This window comes from Acidovorax sp. GW821-FHT10A04, from assembly GCF_059415825.1.
On the sequence record NZ_JBWKNZ010000001.1, the window covers coordinates 66,895 to 83,257 of the forward strand.

Sequence of the window (16,363 nt, forward strand, 5' to 3'; positions counted from 1 at the left end):
GCAAGCCGGTGTTCAACGGCGGTGGCTGAGCGCGTTGGACACCAGCTTGGAAGTGATGTCCACGATCTGGATCATGCGGTCGTAGGGCATGCGCGTGGGGCCTATCACGCCTAGCGTGCCCACCACCTTGCCATCCACCTCGTAGGGAGAGCTCACGATGGAGAGTTCCTCGAACGGAACGACCTGGCTTTCGCCGCCTATGTAGATGCGCACGCCCTCGGCCTGGCTGGAGAAATCCATGAGGCGCAGGATCTGCGTCTTCTGCTCGAAAAGGTCGAAGGCGCGACGCAGGTTGCCCATGTCGCTGGAGAAATCACTCACCGACAGCAGGTTGCGCTCACCCGAGATGACCACCTCGTCCTGCGCCTCGCCCTCCGAGCCGACGTTGACGGCGGCCTGCATGAGCGTGCCGATCTCGCCGCGCAGCGCATCCACCTCGGACTTGAGGCGCTCGCGCACCTGCTCCATGGCCAGGCCGGCGTAGTTGGCGTTGAGGAAATTGGCGGCCTCGATCAGCTGCGACTGCGAGTGGTCGATGTCGGTGAAGATCACGCGGTTCTGCACGTCGCCCTCGGGCGAGACGATGATCACCAGGAAACGCCGCTCCGAAAGCCGCAAAAATTCGATGTGCCGGAACACCGAGGTGCGCCGTGGTGCCATCACCACACCCACGAACTGCGACAGGTTGGACAGCAGGTTGGCGGCGTTGGCGATCACCTTCTGCGGCTGCTCGGGCGCCAGCGGGGGTGAAATCAAAGGGTCACGCTGCACCGTCAACATGGTGTCCACGAACAACCGGTAGCCCTTGGCTGTGGGAATGCGCCCTGCCGAGGTGTGCGGGCTGGCGATCAGGCCCAGCTCTTCGAGGTCGGCCATCACGTTGCGGATGGTCGCTGGCGACAGGTCCATGCCGGAGGCGCGCGATAGCGTGCGCGAGCCGACGGGCTGGCCGTCGGCTATGTAGCGCTCCACGAGCGCTTTGAGCAGCAACTTGGCACGGTCATCGAGCATGGATTGATTTTAATGAGGGAAGTGGGCGTTTCACTGCCAGGATTCGTCTATCGTTGCGCAGAGAAGCCTGCATCGAATGCACTAGCATTGCCGCTGTACTGGCCGGCGATGGCCCATCATGCGCGCCAGGCCAACCGACAACAATAAGCAAGGACAGTACCGTGAAGAGTTTCCGACGCAGAGGGCCGATGATATGCATGCTGGCCATGGCATGCACCGCAGGGATGGCCCAAGAGGTGGTACTGCCGCCCGATGCGCAGGTGCAAGGCATATCCCAGTCGAAGTGGTCGGAGCGTTGGTGGCAGTGGGCGGGTTCGTTCGATGTGGCGAGAAGCCCCGTATCCGATCAGACAGGAGAACTGTGCAACCTGAAGCAGCAAGGCTCCGTTTGGTTTCTGGCTGGCACCTATGGCACACGCAGGACGGTGCGAACATGCAAGATCCCCAGAGACACCCACCTGTTCTTCCCGCTGATCAACTATGTGGTCATGCAGCATCACGACACGCCAGGTGCCTGCATGTCGGCCATGCTGTCCGCTGCCGGAATCACCAATGGCGCCACCGGCCTGCTGCTGGATTTGAACGGCCAGCGCGCAGACGAACTCGTTGCACACCGCCAGGCCACCGGATGCTTCGATGTGGGGATTCTCGCCACGCCGCGCGCACGAATCTATCCATCTGCCGCCAATGGCTACTATGTGATGCTAAAACCTCTTGCGCCGGGCAGGCACCAGCTCAATTTCGGAGGCTGGCTGCCCAGCATGCAGCAAGCCGTGACCTACACCCTGATCGTCGAGTAAGCCGCGCGGTCAGACCGTATTCCAACAATGATGTAATTTCGCGATGCCCTCCAATTTCCGCCATGTAGCGCTCATCGGCAAGTACCAGCAGGCATCGGCTGCAGGCGCCTCCTCCATGACCGAGGGCTCGCGCCAGGCCCTGCAGGACATCGCCCAGTTCCTGCAAGGCCAGGGCTGCACCGTGGCCCTGGAAGCCGAGACCGCCGCCAACACCGGCCTGTCCGGCTATCCTGCGATGGACGTTGACACCATCGGTACCCAGTGCGACCTGGGCCTGGTGGTGGGGGGCGACGGCACCATGCTGGGCATAGGCCGGCAGCTGGCGCGCCACAAGACACCGCTGATCGGCATCAACCAGGGGCGGCTGGGCTTCATCACCGACATCCCCTTCGGCACCTACCAGACCACCCTGCCCCCGATGCTGCAGGGTGAGTACGAGGAGGACCTGCGCCCACTGATGCATGCCCGCGTGGTGCGCGACGGGCAGGTGGTCTTCGAGGCGCTGGCGATGAACGACGTGGTCGTGAACCGGGGCGCCACCTCGGGCATGGTGGAGTTGCGCGTGGAGGTGGGCGGCCGCTTCGTGGCCAACCAGCGGGCCGACGGCCTGATCATCGCCTCGCCCACGGGCTCCACGGCCTATGCGCTGTCGGCCGGCGGCCCGATGCTGCACCCCTCGATTCCCGGCTGGGTGCTGGTGCCGATCGCGCCGCACACCCTGTCCAACCGGCCCATCGTGCTGTCGGACGCCACCGAGATCGCCGTGGAAGTGGTCAGCGGCCGCGACGTGAGCGCCAATTTCGACATGCAGTCGCTGGCCTCGCTGCTGCACGGCGACCGCATCCTGGTGCAGCGCTCCGAGCACTGCGTGCGCTTTCTGCACCCGCTGGGCTGGAACTACTTCGCCACCCTGCGCAAGAAGCTGCGCTGGAACGAAGGGGGCTCCTGACCATGGCCCTGAGGCGCATCACGCTGCGTGATTTCGTCATCGTTGAGGCGCTGGAGCTGGACCTGCAAAGCGGCTTCACCGTGCTCACCGGCGAGACCGGTGCCGGCAAATCCATCCTCATCGACGCCGTGCAACTGGTGCTCGGCGCCCGCGCCGATGCCGCCCTGGTGCGCGAGGGCTGCGCGCGCACCGATGTCTGCGCCGAGTTCGATACCCCACCCGCCGCCAGGCCTTGGCTCGAAGAGGCCGGGTTGGAGGGTGAGGAGCTGCTGCTGTTGCGCCGCACGGTGGACACCCAGGGCAAGAGCCGCGGCTGGATCAACGGCACGCCCGCCACGGCCACGCAGTTGCGCGCGCTCGGCGAGTTGCTGCTCGACATCCATGGCCAGCATGCCTGGCAGAGCCTGACCCGGCCCGAATCGGTGCGCGGCCTGCTCGATGCCTACGCGGGTACCAGCGACCGCCCCACGGTCGAGCGCTGGCACCAGTGGCGCCAGGACCAGAAGGCATTGGCCCAGGCCCGCGCCGCGCAGTCCACCCTGCAGCGGGAGCGCGAGCGCCTGCAGTGGCAGATCGCCGAGGTGGACAAGCTGGCCCCGGGCGATGACGAATGGCCCGAGCTCGACGCGCAGCACAGGCGCCTGTCCAACGCCTCGGCGCTGATGGACGCGGCCAACGCCGCCATTGCCGTCTTGTCCGGCGGGGACGGAGATGGGGGCGGCGCGCTGGACGGCCTCTCGCGCGCGCAGGACCTGCTGCAGGGCCATGAGCACCTGGAGGCCGAATTCGCCAGCGCCGCCGACATCCTCAACTCCGCGGTGGCGCAGGCCGGCGATGTCGTGCATTCGCTGCACGCCTACTTGCGCCACAACGACCTGGACCCCGAGCGCCTGGCCGCCGTGGATGCGCGCCTGTCGCTGTGGATGACGCTGGCGCGGCGCTACAAGCGCAGCCCGGTGGAACTGCCCGCCCTGCTGCACGGCTGGAAGGCCGAGCTGCAGCAGCTCGATGCGGCGGCCGACCTGATGGCCCTGGAAAAGGCCGAGGCCGCCAGCGCCCGGGCCTACCAGGCGGCAGCGCGCGCCCTGTCGCTGGCGCGCGCCAAGGGCGCGCCCCGGCTGTCCACCGCCATCACCCAGGCCATGCAGGGCCTGGGCATGGCCGGCGGCCAGTTCGAGGTGGCCCTGGGCAAGCTGGCCGAGCCCGCCGCCCACGGTACGGACGATGTGGCCTTCCTCGTGGCGGGCCACCCGGGCACAAGCCCGCGGCCCATCGGCAAGGTGGCCTCGGGCGGCGAGCTGTCGCGCATTTCGCTGGCCATCGCGGTCACCACCAGCGCCCTGGGTGAAGCCCCCACGCTGATCTTCGACGAGGTGGACTCGGGCGTGGGCGGGGCCGTGGCCGACACCGTGGGCCGGCTAATGCAGCAACTGGGGCGCGACCGCCAGGTGCTCACCGTCACCCACCTGCCCAAGGTGGCCGCGCGCGCCGACCACCATCTGGTGGTGTCCAAGCGCAGCGGCGCCAAGGGCACGGCCAGCCAGGTGGTGGCCGTGCAGGGCGATGGCCGCATATCCGAAATGGCACGCATGCTGGGCGGCGACGACTCCAGCAAGGCGACCGTGGCGCACGCGCGCGAGATGCTCGCCATCGCACCGCCCGCTGCCCCCGTGCGCCGCCCCAAGAGGAGGAAACAGACCGATGGCGCTTGAGATCGTGCTGATCACCGGCATGTCCGGCTCGGGCAAGTCGGTGGCCCTGCATGCCCTGGAGGATGCGGGCTACTACTGCGTGGACAACCTGCCCCCCGAGCTGCTGCCGGCCTTCGTGTCACTGGAGCACCGGCACCACGGCAACCGCGTGGCCATCGCCATGGACGTGCGGAGCGCCACCTCGCTGCCGCTGGTGCCGCTGGAGCTCGACCGGCTGCGCAAGCAGGGCGTGGTCGTGCACTCGCTGTTCCTGGACGCGACCATCGACACCCTGGTGCGGCGCTTTTCCGAAACGCGCCGGCGCCATCCGCTGTCGCACGACGAGCTGACCCCGGACGCGCTCAAGCAGGGCCGCCGTGCGCTGGTGCAGATCATCGAGCTCGAGCGCGAACTGCTGGCCGACCTGCGCGAGGAGGCGCACGTCATCGACACCAGTGCGATCCGTGCCTCGCAATTGCAAAGTTACGTAAAGACCTTGATGGCGACGGCGCCGGGTCAGCTCACCCTGGTGTTCCAGTCGTTCGCCTTCAAGCGGGGGCTGCCCGTGGACTCGGACTACGTGTTCGACGTGCGCATGCTGCCCAACCCGCACTACGAGCCGGAACTGCGTGAAAAAACCGGGCTGGATGCCCCGGTGGCCGATTTTCTGCGCGCCCAACCCGATGTGGCGCTGATGCAAAGCCATATCGAGGGCTTCCTGGCCCATTGGCTGGAAATGCTGGACCGCAACCACCGCAGCTACGTGACGGTGGCCATCGGCTGCACGGGGGGCCAGCACCGCTCGGTCTATCTGGTGGAGCGGCTGGCAGAAGCCTTCGGCCGGCGCTGGGCCACGCTGCGGCGCCACCGCGAGCTGGACGGGCGCTGACCCGGCTGTCTTACAACAGGCCGCCGAAGAGGCTTGCCAACAGCTTGCGGATGGGCGCGGGCAGGCCCATGGCCTCCCACTCGCTGACGCCGTACCAGCCGCCCTGGCCGGTCGCATCACGCGCCACCGGCACGCCGAGCACCACGGGGTGCAGGTGCAGGTCGCGGTGGGTCAGCACATGCAGGAAGGCCCCCAGTGCCTCGGTCTGCCCCGGCACCACCGGCGTGGGCAGGTGAGCCAGGTGGTCGTGCAGGTGCGCCTCGTCGGCGAACACCGGCAGGCAGAACAGCCCGGCCCAGATGCCCGAGTCGGGCCGGCGCTCCAGCCACACGCGGCCCTTTGCATCCCGCATCACCAGCAGCCACCAGGATTCGGCCCGGCGCTTGAGCTTGCGCGTGCGCACCGGGTAGCGCTCGGCATCACCGGCCTGGCCGGCCACGCAGATGTCCACCAGCGGACAGGGTGGGCAATCGGGCGCGCGCGGGCTGCACAGCGAGGCGCCCAGGTCCATCAGGCCCTGGGTGTAGCGCGGCATGGCGTTGGCCAGGTCCTCCACCGGCAGCAGCGCCTCGGCCTGGTCCCAGAGCAGTCGCTCGTTCTTCGCCACGGCCAGGTCGGCATCGAAGCCCAGCACCCGCGTGAGCACGCGGCGCACATTGGCATCGAGGATGGGCGTGCGCTCGGCAAAGCAGAAGGAGGCGATGGCCCCGGCCGTGGACCGGCCGATGCCCGGCAGGGTGGCCAGCACCTCGGCCGTGCGCGGAAAGGCGCCGCCATGCAGGGCCACCACGGCCTGGGCGCAGGCATGCAGGTTGCGCGCCCGGCTGTAATAGCCCAGGCCGCTCCACAGGCCCATGACCTCGTCTTGCGGCGCGCGGGCCAGGGCCTGCACATCGGGGAATTTTTCGAGGAAGCGGGCGTAGTAGCCCAGCACCGTGCTCACCTGCGTCTGCTGCAGCATGATCTCGGACAGCCAGACCCGGTACGGGTCGCGCGTGTTCTGCCAGGGCAGGTGGTTGCGCCCGGCCGTCGCCTGCCAGCGCACCACGCGCTGGGCCACCCCGCCCGCCCGCGCGTCCATCAAAGCGGCAAGGCCACGTCCACGGAGGACTCTTCGGGTGCGGCCTGCTCGGCGTCCGGCGGCGCGATCAGTTGCGCGGTCAGCTCCTGCAGGCGGTGCTCCAGCTGGATCAGCTCACCCTCGCCCTGCTCGATTTCAGCGATGCGCTCCACCAGCCCGCTGGCAGCCTGCTGGATGCGGTCCACCGCCTCCATGCGGCGGGCAAAGCTGCGGCGGCGCTCGCGCAGCTGCGCGTCGAGCTGTGCCGTGGCAGACTTGCTCCACAGCTCCAGGTCGTTGGCGGCGGATTCGTACACGGTGCGCAGGCGCATGGCCAGGGCGCGCACCAGGCGCTCGGAGAATTCGGGCTGGGCCAGCTTGAGCGAGTTGCCCAGGCCCAGGTACTGCAGGTGGCTCTGCTCGATCTGCGAGAGGTCGTGCGCAAAATGCTCCAGCTGTGGCGGCGGAGGCACCTGCAGCGAGAAACCGAACTCGGCATTGAGCTGGCGGAAGGTGCCGCCCAGCATGGCCTGGATCTCGGTGCCCGAGGCCTGGGCCTTGTCCAGCGTGCCGCGCAGCTTGTCGAAGGTCTGCACGTAGATCTTCTTCACGCCGAGCTTGAGGCCCTTTTGCTGCAACAGCTGCGCCAGTTCGGCCAGTTCCACCTTGAGCGCCTTGGAACCCAGCTGCTGGAACACGTCGCGCAGCAGCTTGAGGTGCACGGCACGCACCGCCTGGATCTTGGAGGCGGAGAGGTCGAACTCGTGCTGCTCCTGCTCGATGCGCTGGCGCATGGACTCGATGACCGAGGCGTTCTTGCCGCGCAGGCTGCGCAGCTCGGCCATCTGGTCGTCCAGGTCGCGCCGGCGGATGTTGATGACACGCCCGGTCTCGGCGCGCAGGCCGGCGACGCCCGTGGCCACGGCCGCACGCAGGATGGCCTGGCGCTGGCCCATGATGCCCTTGGCCAGGGCCTCCTCGAGCACCGGCAGGCCGCTGGTCTCCAGCAGCAGGTCGTCGGCCGATATCTTGGCGACCAGGCCCTTCTGGGCAGACACGGGCACCACCTTGTCGGGGGATACGCCCAGCATCTCGGCCGCGGTATTGACCTGGCGCACCATCTGCGCCTGGATCTGCTCGGCGGAATTGAGTGAATCCCACAGGGTGTCGATCTTGTTGAGCACGACCAGCCGGCCGTCCAGGCTCTCGGCCGAGGTGGCCAGGTGCTCGCGCCAGATGGACAGGTCCGAGCGGGTCACCCCGGTATCGGCGCTCAGGATGAACACCACGGCATGGGCCTGGGGAATCAGGTTCACCGTGAGTTCGGGCTCGGCGCCCACGGCGTTCAGGCCCGGGGTGTCCAGGATCACCAGCCCCTGCTTGAGCAGGGGGTGGGGGATATTGATGATGGCGTGGCGCCACATGGGCACCTCGACCAGGCCATTGGCGTCGGGGATCGGGTTCTCGTCCACCAGGTCGTCGTGCCAGAAACCCAGCGCGCGGGCATTGTCCAGACTAACCCGGCGCACCTCGGCCACCTTTTCGAGGGCCTTGGCGATCTGGTCGGGATCGTTCACGTCCAGGGGGATCTCCTGCCAGCGCTCGGGCCGCAGGCGCCACTCGGCCAGGCCGTGCATCTGCAGGCGCGTCTCGATGGGCAACAGGCGCAGGCTGGGTGCGAAGTCGGCGTCGTAGCCCAGTTCGGTGGGGCACATCGTGGTACGCCCCGCGCTGGCGGGCATGATGCGCCGGCCATAGTCCGCAAAGAAGATCGCGTTGATCAGCTCGGATTTGCCGCGCGAGAACTCGGCAACGAACGCGACCATCACCTTGTCGGTGCGGACCTGGCTCTCCAGGCGCTGCAGGCGCTCCTGCACGGACGCGTCCATCAGCTCGTGCGAAGACATCCACTCGGCCAGCTGCTTGAGCTGCTGAGCGAACGCACGTCTCCACGCGCCATGCTGGTCAAACTGCTCGTTGAATGAAGGTCCCACTTTGCTCCCGGCGTTCGATAACGACTGTTTCTGAACTGAACAAAATATAGCATCGACTGCCCGCCAGCCATAGCTGTGGATGGTGCTTACCCGTCACGATGGGCCGCATACGCCACACTCGGCCGGCCAAGCCGCCCTCCGGCAGCCCTCACGCGCGCTGGCAGCGGGGGCAGAAATAGCTGCTGCGCTGGCCCTGGCGCAGGGCCCGGATGGGCGTGCCACAGACCTTGCAGGGCGCCCCCTCACGCCCGTACACATTGGCGTGGGCTTGGTAGCTGCCATAGGCGCCGTCGGCGTTGGAGAAGTCCTTGAGCGTGCTGCCCCCGAGCTCCACGGCACGCTCCAGCACCTGGCGTATGGCGGCGTGCAGGCGCCCCATTCTGGCGGGGCCGATGCGCGCCGAGGGCGTCTGCGGGCGAATACCCGACAGAAACAGTACCTCCGATGCATAGATGTTACCGACCCCGACGACGACCTTGCCCGCAAGCAGCATCTGCTTGATGGGTGCGCGGCTGGCCTTGATGCCCCGGCTGAAGGCGTCCAGGGTGAAATCCTCGGACAGGGGCTCCATACCCAGGCCCCCCAGCAGCTTTTGCGCCACGGCATCGGCCTCGCCCGCGGCGTGTACCACCGCACCGAAGCGCCGCGGGTCGTGCAGGCGCAGGGTGCCCTGGGTGGTGCCCAGGTCGAAATGGTCGTGCGGGCCCGGCGGCGGCAGGCCGTGCGCAAAGCGCAGGCTGCCGGACATGCCCAGGTGCACCAGCAGGATGCCCTGGTCCAGATCGACCAGCAGGTACTTGCCGCGGCGGCGCACACCCAGGACCTGCCGCCCCACCAAGGCATCGCCGTCGCCTCCCAGCGGCCAGCGCAGCGGCTTGCCCAGCCGCACGGCCGTGACCCGGGCGCCAGCGATGGCCTGCGCAAAGCTGCGCCTTGTTACTTCCACTTCGGGCAACTCAGGCATCCAAAGCCCTCACGAACAGGTAGTCATGCATGGATTATTATGGGTCGATGGTGCCTTCAAACTACTTTCGGTCTGCCGTATTGACAGTTGCTCTTGCAGCAGTGGCCAGCGTGGGCTACGCGCAGCAGCCCCCTGGCAGCACGGCGCCCCCGGCGGCCGAACCGGCACCCGACGACGCCTCCAGCAGCAACCCAGCCCTGGACGCCGAGCTTTTCTATGAAATCCTCATGGGCGAGATCAACGCCCGCACCGGCGAGGCGGGCACGGGCTACGCCCTCATGCTCGAGGCGGCGCGGCGCACCAACAACCCCCAGCTCTACCAGCGGGCTGCCGACATGGCCCTGCAGGCGCGCGCGGGCGACCATGCGCTGGCAGCGGCCAAGGCCTGGCGCGAAGCCCAGCCGGACTCGCGCGAGGCCAACCGCTACGTGCTGCAGATCCTGATCGCCCTGAACCGCATCGGCGAGACCCCGGAGCTGCTGCGCCAGGAGCTGGCCCAGGCGCCGGTCCAGGCCAAGCCCACCATCCTGGGCATCGTGCCCCAGATGTTCGCCCGCGCCAGCGACAAGCCCCTGGCCGCGAAGGTGGTCGAACAGGCCCTGGCGGACGAACTGGCCAAGCCCGCCAATGCGGCCGCGGCACACATTGCCATCGGGCGCGTGCGCCTGGCCGCCGGCGACAAGACCGGCGCGCTGGTCAGCGCCCGCGCCGCCCAGGACCTGGACCCGACCAGCGAAGGCCCCGCCCGGCTGGGCATGGAACTGCAGGAAGAGAGCGTGCCCGAAGGGCAAGCCCTTGTGACGCGCTATTTCGCCAGCCAGCCGCAGGCCACACCCGAGATGCAGATGGCCTACTCGCGTGTGCTGCTGGGCCAGCAGAAATACGGCGAGGCCAAGACCCAGCTCGAAGCCGTGACCCGCGCCAAGCCGGACCTGCCCGAGCCCTGGCTGATCCTGGCCACCCTGCAGCTGCAGGACAACCGCCTGGACCTGGCCGAAACCTCGCTCAAGCGCTTCCTGACGCTCATCGAGGGCCCGGACATCAACCGCGACGCACGCCAGCGCAGCCTGAACCAGGCCTACCTGCTGTATGCGCAGATTGCCGAAAAGCGTGGCGATTTCGCCGCGGCAGAAGGCTGGCTGGCCCGCATCGAGAATTCGAGCGAGCTGTTCAGCGCCCAGAGCCGCCGCGCCTCCCTGCTCGCCAAGCAAGGCAAGATCGCACAGGCCCGCGCGCTGCTGCGCGCCCTGCCCGGCGTGACCGAAGACGACAAGCGCATGAAACTGCTGGCCGAGGTGCAGTTGCTGCGCGACCAGCGCCTGTTCAAGGAAGCCCTGGAGGTGCAGACCGAGCTCGTGGCGCTGGCCCCGGACGATGGCGAACTGCTCTACGACCAGGCCATGCTGGCCGAGAAGGTCGGCCAGTTCGACACCATGGAAAAGCTGTTGCGCCAGATCATCGCGCGCCAGCCCGACTACCACCACGCCTACAACGCGCTGGGCTACTCGCTGGCCGAGCGCGGCCAGCGCCTGCCCGAGGCCCGGCAGCTGATTGCCAAGGCCCTGGAACTGGCCCCGGGAGACCCCTTCATCACCGACAGCCTGGGTTGGGTGGAGTTCCGCATGGGCAACAAGGCCAAGGCGCGCAGCCTGCTCGAGACCGCCTTCAAGGCCCGGCCCGATGCCGAGATCGCGGCCCACCTGGGTGAAGTCGTCTGGAGCATGGGCGAGCGCGACAAGGCGCTCGGGATCTGGCGCGAAGGCCTGCGCCTGAACCCCGACAACGACAGCCTCAAGGACACCCTGAAGCGCCTGGGGGCCAGGCCCTGATGCGCGCAACGGGCGGCGGCATCGCCGGAGGGCGTGGCCACGGCCTGCCGCTGCGCCAGTGGATGGCATGGCTGGCCCTGGCCTGCACGCTGTGGCTCACGGGCTGCGCCCAGCCGCCCCGCATTGCCGAGCCCGGCACCGCATCCTGGTCGGGCCGCCTGTCACTGCAGGTGGAGGGCCAGGCATCGCAGTCGTTCTCCTCGCTGTTCGACCTGCAGGGCAACCCCGACAAGGGCGAACTGGTGCTGACCAGCCCGCTGGGCAACACCCTGGCGCGGCTGCAGTGGGAGGCCGGGCGCGCCCAGCTCACCACCGGGCAGGAGACACGCGAATCCACCTCACTCGATGAGCTGCTGCGCCAGGCCACCGGCACGGCCATCCCGGTGGCGGCCATCTTCGAATGGCTGGGCGGCAAGCAGGCCACGGCCACCGGCTGGCAGGCCGATCTCTCGGGCAGTGCTGACGGCCGGCTGGTGGCTCGGCGCCACGACCCCGCTCCCGAGGCCACACTGCGCATCGCCTTCAGCCACTGAGCGCCCTGCCTTTTCCTTCCTCCCATGCAAGCCCTGTACGACGTGCCGGCTCCGGCCAAGCTCAATCTTTTTCTGCACATCACCGGCCGGCGCGCCGATGGCTACCACCTGCTGCAGTCGGTGTTCATGCTCATCGACTGGTGCGACACCCTGCATTTCGAACGCCGCCCGGACGGTGCCATCAGCCGCGAGGACCTGGGCCCGCCCCTGCCCGAGATGGACCTGGTGCTGCGCGCGGCGCATGCACTGCAGTCGGCCACGGGCTGCACCCAGGGCGCACACATCGGTGTCATGAAGCGTGTGCCGGCGCAGGCCGGCATGGGCGGAGGCTCTTCGGATGCGGCCAGCACGCTGCTGGCGCTCAACCGGCTGTGGGGTTTGAACCTCTCGCGCCAGGCGCTGCAGAAGATCGGCCTGACCCTCGGCGCAGACGTGCCGTTTTTTTTATGCGGCACGAACGCTTTTGTCGAAGGAATTGGTGAGACAATAACGCCGCTTGAGAGTGCACAGCAACTTCAGCAAGCGCGCTTCGCGGTCGTCAAGCCCGCAGCAGGTTTGGAGACAAAAGCAATTTTTTCTTCGCCGAATCTGAAACGCGATTCTGAGTGTGCTACAATCTTAGGCTTTGCTGCAACACACTTTGACTTCGGTCGAAATGATCTGCAGCCGGTTGCCGAGGCACTGTGCCCCGATGTGAAGCAAGCCCTGAGATGGCTTGAACAACGCGGGTTGCAGCCCAGGATGACAGGCTCTGGAAGTGCGGTGTTTGCGCAAATGCCACATGCGGTGGATCTGGAAGACGCCCCGGGCGACTGGCAGGTCAGAGCATGTGACAATTTGATGGTTCATCCTCTGGCTGGGTGGGCATCGAACGAGAATTGAGGTTGGCTGCTTTCGGCAGTTGACCTGTGTAGGGGAGTCGCCAAGCTGGTTAAGGCACCGGATTTTGATTCCGGCATGCGAAGGTTCGAATCCTTCTTCCCCTGCCAAATTTCTTTCACGCGCTTTCTCTCGCGTACGGGCTTTTATTTCAGACCGCTGGGACGCTCATGCAAGGCAATCAACCCGACTTCATGGTATTCACCGGCAATGCCAATCCTGGCATGGCAGCTGAAATCGCCCAACACCTCGGGACCACCCTCGGCGCCGCCGACGTGGGCCGTTTCTCCGACGGTGAAGTGACCGTCGAGATCAAGCAGAACGTCCGTGCGCGCGATGTGTTCGTGGTGCAGTCCACCTGCGCGCCCACGAACGAGAACCTGATGGAACTGCTGATCATGGTCGATGCGCTCAAGCGCGCCTCGGCAGAGCGCATCAGCGCCGTGATCCCCTACTTCGGCTACGCCCGCCAGGACCGCCGCCCCCGCTCGTCGCGCGTGCCCATCACCGCCAAGGTGGTGGCCAACATGCTGCAGGCCGTGGGCGTGGCCCGCGTGCTGACCATGGACCTGCATGCCGACCAAATCCAGGGCTTCTTCGACATCCCGGTCGACAACATCTATGCATCGCCCGTGCTGCTCGGCGACCTGCGCCAGAAGAACTACGAAGACCTGATCGTCGTCTCCCCTGACGTGGGTGGCGTGGTGCGTGCCCGTGCGCTGGCCAAGCAGCTGAACTGCGACCTGGCCATCATCGACAAGCGCCGCCCCAAGGCCAACGTGTCCGAAGTCATGCACGTGATCGGCGAGATCGAAGGCCGCAACTGCGTGATCATGGACGACATGATCGACACGGCCGGTACGCTGGTGAAGGCCGCCGAAGTGCTCAAGGAGCGCGGTGCCAAGAGCGTGTACGCCTATTGCACGCACCCCATTTTCTCGGGTCCTGCCATCGAACGCATCGCCAAGGGCTCGGCCCTCGATGAAGTGGTGGTGACCAACACGATTCCCTTGAACGACAACGCCAAGGGATGCGCCAAAATCCGCCAGCTCTCCGTGGCCCCGCTGATCGCCGAAACGATCCAGCGCATTGCCAAGGGTGAGTCGGTGATGAGCCTGTTCTCGGACCAGGAAAACCTGTTCTAAAAAGCCCCGGGCCTCGCAGGAGGCCCTTGGTTTTGCAGAACGCTGGACACCAAGCCTCCTTCGGGAGGCTTGTCCATTGGTTGGTTCGGGAACGCAATGTGGCCTGCCCTGTGGCAGGCCTTTTTAAAACAGGACACGACTGGTCGCGGTCTGTCCTTTTCAGGAGCTAGTTATCATGAACTTCGTCGCTTTTGAGCGCGCCAAGCAAGGTACGGGTGCGAGCCGCCGTCTGCGCAATTCGGGCAAGACGCCTGGCATCGTCTACGGCGGTACCGCTGAACCCCAACTGATCGAGATCGACCACAACGCACTGTGGCACGCCCTCAAGAAGGAAGCCTTCCACTCCAGCGTGCTGGACATGGAAGTCGCCGGCAGCACCAGCAAGGTCCTGCTGCGTGACGTGCAATACCACCCCTACAAGCAACTCGTGCTGCACATCGACTTCCAGCGCGTGGATGCCAAGACCAAGCTGCACATGAAGGTGCCACTGCACTTCAGCGGCGCGGAAGAATCCCCCGCCGTGAAGGTGGACCACTGCCTGGTGAACCCCGTCGTGAACGAACTCGACGTGTCGTGCATGCCTTCGGACCTGCCTGAGTTCATCGCTGTGGACCTGTCCAAGCTGCAAAAGGGCTCTTCGCTGCACCTCAAGGACATCAAGCTGCCCAAGGGCGTGACCGCCGTGATCCGTGGCAACAAGAACAACCCCGTTCTGGTGTCCGTGGCTGCTCCGGTTGTGGTCGTCGAGACCCCTGCCGAAGCCGCTCCTGCTGCCGACGCCAAGGGCAAGGGCAAGGGCAAGAAGTAATTTCTTCTGCTTTTTAGCACATCAAGAACGGCTCACTTCGGTGGGCCGTTTTTGTTTTGTGGGCCTGCCTTGGTGTCGATGGTTGCCACATGTCTTTGCGAAGTGCAGAGGCCGGGATGTGCGCCCGGCGGCGCACCCACCTTCTTTTGCGTCGCCAAAAGAAGGTGGGCCAAGAAAAGGCGACCCCCAGTCTGCGTCCCTTCGCTTCGCTGCGGGCAACCTGCGATGCTCGGATCTGGGGTGGTGCCGCAGAACTCGCTGCGTTCTTCAAACTCCGCTCAAACAGCTGCGGCAAGCTAGTTCACGAAGCGTGTGTGTCCTTCGGCACACACGCCCACCCCAGCTCCTGCGCTTCTCGGCGCAGCCAGAAGGGGTGGGGAGCGGGCGCCACCCGGCTGCTGCTTCGCAGCTACGCCGGGTGTCGGTTCGCGCTGTGCGCTGCCGACGGGGCGATGCAAGCGCCCTGGCGAGCCGAGCGCAGCGAAGGACCACAGGCCGAGCGAAGCAATGGCCCGTGTGGAGCCCGCTCCCACCCCCTTCTGACCGTAGGTGCGCCGCCGGGCGCACATCCCGGCCTCCGCCCTCAACACAGGCATGCGACAACCACAACCAACCGCACGACGACGGCTACCGCCTACAACGCCTGCAAACCCATTCCACCAGCAACCCCACCGATAATCCCCACCCATGATCAAGCTGTTTGTCGGCCTGGGCAACCCAGGCCCCGATTACGAAGCCACCCGCCACAACGCCGGCTTCTGGTGGATCGACGCCCTCGCGCGCGAACTGAAGGTGCACCTCGTCCCCGAACGCAGCTACCACGGCCTGGCAGCCCGCGCCACCGTGCATGGCCAGAGCGTGTGGCTGCTGCAGCCGCAGACCTTCATGAACCTCTCGGGCAAGTCCGTGGCGTCGCTCGCGCGTTTCTTCAAGATCACGCCCGAGGAAGTCCTCGTGGTGCACGACGAACTCGACATTCCCCCGGGCCAGGTCAAGCTCAAGCGCGGCGGCAGCCATGCGGGGCACAACGGACTGCGCGACATCCATGCGCAACTGGGTTCGCCCGACTACTGGCGCCTGCGCATCGGCATCGGCCACCCGGGCGTGAAGTCGGAAGTCGCCAACTGGGTGCTCAAGAAGCCCGCCCCCGACCAGCGCACGCTGATCGAGGACAGCATCATCCACTCGGTCAAGGCCTACCCGGCGATGCTGGCCGGCGAGATGGACAAGGCCACGCTGTTGATCCATACCGTCAAGCCGCCCCGCCCCAAGCCACCGCGGCCGCCCGAGCTGGCAGGCGCCAAGGCACAACCGCCAGGGCCCTCCCAGCCGCCGATCCCGGAGTGAATGCGCCGGCCCACAACAGAACAGCCCGCCAATTGGCGGGCTGTTCTGTTCCTGGAACCCTACCTGTCAGGCTGGTGCCGAGGGCGCCTGCAAGCGCTGGAACTTCTGCCACAGCGTCTCGCGGCTTTCCACGTGCTGGGGATTCACGGGAATGCAGGCCACCGGGCAGAGCTGCACGCACTGGGGCTCGTCGAAATGGCCCACGCACTCGGTGCATTTGTGCGGGTCGATCTCGTAGATTTCTTCGCCCAGGAAGATCGCGTCGTTCGGGCACTCCGGCTCGCAGACATCGCAATTGATGCACTCGTCGGTGATCATCAACGCCATGGCGTACCCCCCTGCACACGGGGCGCGATGGACAACGGGGGAGACAGTGCACACTTCATGGTGCACATTATCGCGTGGTAACCGGATGTACCTTGTGAACCACACCGGAACACAACACCGCCGATGGGGTGTTTTTA

15 protein-coding genes and 1 tRNA gene are annotated in these 16,363 nt (G+C 66.6%); 11 read left to right on the top strand and 5 right to left on the bottom strand.

The annotated features are described in order from the left end of the window. Nucleotides 1–12: 12 nt before the first annotated feature. On the bottom strand, nt 13–1,011 hold the full coding sequence (gene hrcA, locus AC07PF_RS00345; protein ID WP_007855554.1) for a heat-inducible transcriptional repressor HrcA: 999 nt from the start codon (nt 1,009–1,011) through the stop codon (nt 13–15). Between the two features lie 197 nt (nt 1,012–1,208). Here hrcA and AC07PF_RS00350 point away from each other — a divergent pair, with 197 nt between their 5' ends. The 4 genes from AC07PF_RS00350 to rapZ are packed head-to-tail and all read left to right on the top strand — an operon-like array spanning nt 1,209 to nt 5,340. Then, the gene (locus AC07PF_RS00350) at nt 1,209–1,811 is read left to right on the top strand and encodes a hypothetical protein (protein ID WP_145694971.1); all 603 of its coding nucleotides are present in this window, start codon (nt 1,209–1,211) and stop codon (nt 1,809–1,811) included. A gap of 43 nt (nt 1,812–1,854) precedes the next feature. Beyond that, complete coding sequence (locus AC07PF_RS00355; RefSeq protein WP_145694970.1) at nt 1,855–2,760, top strand: NAD kinase; 906 nt, start codon at nt 1,855–1,857, stop codon at nt 2,758–2,760. 2 nt (nt 2,761–2,762) lie between these two features. Beyond that, nucleotides 2,763–4,472 carry a DNA repair protein RecN gene (gene recN, locus AC07PF_RS00360; RefSeq protein ID WP_494610510.1) on the top strand — a complete coding sequence of 570 codons (1,710 nt, stop codon included), beginning with the start codon at nt 2,763–2,765 and terminating at the stop codon, nt 4,470–4,472. Beyond that, complete coding sequence (gene rapZ / locus AC07PF_RS00365; protein ID WP_007855550.1) at nt 4,462–5,340, top strand: RNase adapter RapZ; 879 nt, start codon at nt 4,462–4,464, stop codon at nt 5,338–5,340. Before recN ends, rapZ begins: the two co-directional genes overlap by 11 nt. A gap of 10 nt (nt 5,341–5,350) precedes the next feature. On the opposite strand, the gene mutY is transcribed toward rapZ, so the two are convergent. From mutY to mutM, 3 genes are all read right to left on the bottom strand, one after another. Next, nucleotides 5,351–6,421, bottom strand: a complete 1,071-nt coding sequence (gene mutY / locus AC07PF_RS00370; RefSeq protein WP_494610511.1) for an A/G-specific adenine glycosylase — start codon at nt 6,419–6,421, stop codon at nt 5,351–5,353. Further along, entirely contained in the window at nt 6,421–8,394 is a 1,974-nt protein-coding gene (locus AC07PF_RS00375; RefSeq protein ID WP_494609863.1) for a dynamin family protein, read from the bottom strand. Before AC07PF_RS00375 ends, mutY begins: the two co-directional genes overlap by 1 nt. Before the next feature lie 148 nt (nt 8,395–8,542). After that, on the bottom strand, nt 8,543–9,358 hold the full coding sequence (gene mutM / locus AC07PF_RS00380) for a bifunctional DNA-formamidopyrimidine glycosylase/DNA-(apurinic or apyrimidinic site) lyase (RefSeq protein ID WP_494610512.1): 816 nt from the start codon (nt 9,356–9,358) through the stop codon (nt 8,543–8,545). Between the two features lie 29 nt (nt 9,359–9,387). On the opposite strand from mutM, the gene AC07PF_RS00385 reads away from it, so the two are divergent. From AC07PF_RS00385 to pth, 7 genes are all read left to right on the top strand, one after another. Next, nucleotides 9,388–11,187, top strand: coding sequence for a tetratricopeptide repeat protein (locus AC07PF_RS00385; protein WP_494610513.1), 1,800 nt, complete (start codon nt 9,388–9,390; stop codon nt 11,185–11,187). Continuing rightward, entirely contained in the window at nt 11,187–11,720 is a 534-nt protein-coding gene (locus AC07PF_RS00390; protein WP_494609860.1) for a lipoprotein insertase outer membrane protein LolB, read from the top strand. Before AC07PF_RS00385 ends, AC07PF_RS00390 begins: the two co-directional genes overlap by 1 nt. A gap of 24 nt (nt 11,721–11,744) precedes the next feature. Beyond that, complete coding sequence (gene ispE / locus AC07PF_RS00395) at nt 11,745–12,602, top strand: 4-(cytidine 5'-diphospho)-2-C-methyl-D-erythritol kinase (RefSeq protein ID WP_494609859.1); 858 nt, start codon at nt 11,745–11,747, stop codon at nt 12,600–12,602. 30 nt (nt 12,603–12,632) lie between these two features. Next, nucleotides 12,633–12,709 (top strand) — tRNA-Gln (locus AC07PF_RS00400). A 60-nt stretch (nt 12,710–12,769) separates the two neighbouring features. Further along, nucleotides 12,770–13,744 (top strand): ribose-phosphate pyrophosphokinase, encoded by a 975-nt coding sequence (locus AC07PF_RS00405; protein ID WP_007855540.1) that lies wholly within the window; start codon nt 12,770–12,772, stop codon nt 13,742–13,744. 175 nt (nt 13,745–13,919) lie between these two features. Further along, nucleotides 13,920–14,552 carry a 50S ribosomal protein L25/general stress protein Ctc gene (locus AC07PF_RS00410; protein ID WP_007855539.1) on the top strand — a complete coding sequence of 211 codons (633 nt, stop codon included), beginning with the start codon at nt 13,920–13,922 and terminating at the stop codon, nt 14,550–14,552. Between the two features lie 687 nt (nt 14,553–15,239). After that, nucleotides 15,240–15,899 carry an aminoacyl-tRNA hydrolase gene (pth, locus tag AC07PF_RS00415; protein WP_007855882.1) on the top strand — a complete coding sequence of 220 codons (660 nt, stop codon included), beginning with the start codon at nt 15,240–15,242 and terminating at the stop codon, nt 15,897–15,899. A gap of 66 nt (nt 15,900–15,965) precedes the next feature. On the opposite strand, the gene AC07PF_RS00420 is transcribed toward pth, so the two are convergent. Continuing rightward, nucleotides 15,966–16,226, bottom strand: a complete 261-nt coding sequence (locus AC07PF_RS00420) for a YfhL family 4Fe-4S dicluster ferredoxin (RefSeq protein WP_007855881.1) — start codon at nt 16,224–16,226, stop codon at nt 15,966–15,968. Nucleotides 16,227–16,363 lie beyond the last annotated feature (137 nt).

Excerpts from the sequence above, each read along its gene's own strand:
- hrcA (WP_007855554.1), bottom strand. The coding sequence starts at position 1,011 with ATGCTCGATGACCGTGCCAAGTTGCTGCTCAAAGCGCTCGTGGAGCGC.
- AC07PF_RS00350 (WP_145694971.1), top strand. The coding sequence starts at position 1,209 with ATGCTGGCCATGGCATGCACCGCAGGGATGGCCCAAGAGGTGGTACTG.
- AC07PF_RS00355 (WP_145694970.1), top strand. The coding sequence starts at position 1,855 with ATGCCCTCCAATTTCCGCCATGTAGCGCTCATCGGCAAGTACCAGCAG.
- recN (WP_494610510.1), top strand. The coding sequence starts at position 2,763 with ATGGCCCTGAGGCGCATCACGCTGCGTGATTTCGTCATCGTTGAGGCG.
- rapZ (WP_007855550.1), top strand. The coding sequence starts at position 4,462 with ATGGCGCTTGAGATCGTGCTGATCACCGGCATGTCCGGCTCGGGCAAG.
- mutY (WP_494610511.1), bottom strand. The coding sequence starts at position 6,421 with ATGGACGCGCGGGCGGGCGGGGTGGCCCAGCGCGTGGTGCGCTGGCAG.
- mutM (WP_494610512.1), bottom strand. The coding sequence starts at position 9,358 with ATGCCTGAGTTGCCCGAAGTGGAAGTAACAAGGCGCAGCTTTGCGCAG.
- AC07PF_RS00385 (WP_494610513.1), top strand. The coding sequence starts at position 9,388 with ATGGATTATTATGGGTCGATGGTGCCTTCAAACTACTTTCGGTCTGCC.
- AC07PF_RS00390 (WP_494609860.1), top strand. The coding sequence starts at position 11,187 with ATGCGCGCAACGGGCGGCGGCATCGCCGGAGGGCGTGGCCACGGCCTG.
- ispE (WP_494609859.1), top strand. The coding sequence starts at position 11,745 with ATGCAAGCCCTGTACGACGTGCCGGCTCCGGCCAAGCTCAATCTTTTT.
- AC07PF_RS00405 (WP_007855540.1), top strand. The coding sequence starts at position 12,770 with ATGCAAGGCAATCAACCCGACTTCATGGTATTCACCGGCAATGCCAAT.
- AC07PF_RS00410 (WP_007855539.1), top strand. The coding sequence starts at position 13,920 with ATGAACTTCGTCGCTTTTGAGCGCGCCAAGCAAGGTACGGGTGCGAGC.
- pth (WP_007855882.1), top strand. The coding sequence starts at position 15,240 with ATGATCAAGCTGTTTGTCGGCCTGGGCAACCCAGGCCCCGATTACGAA.
- AC07PF_RS00420 (WP_007855881.1), bottom strand. The coding sequence starts at position 16,226 with ATGGCGTTGATGATCACCGACGAGTGCATCAATTGCGATGTCTGCGAG.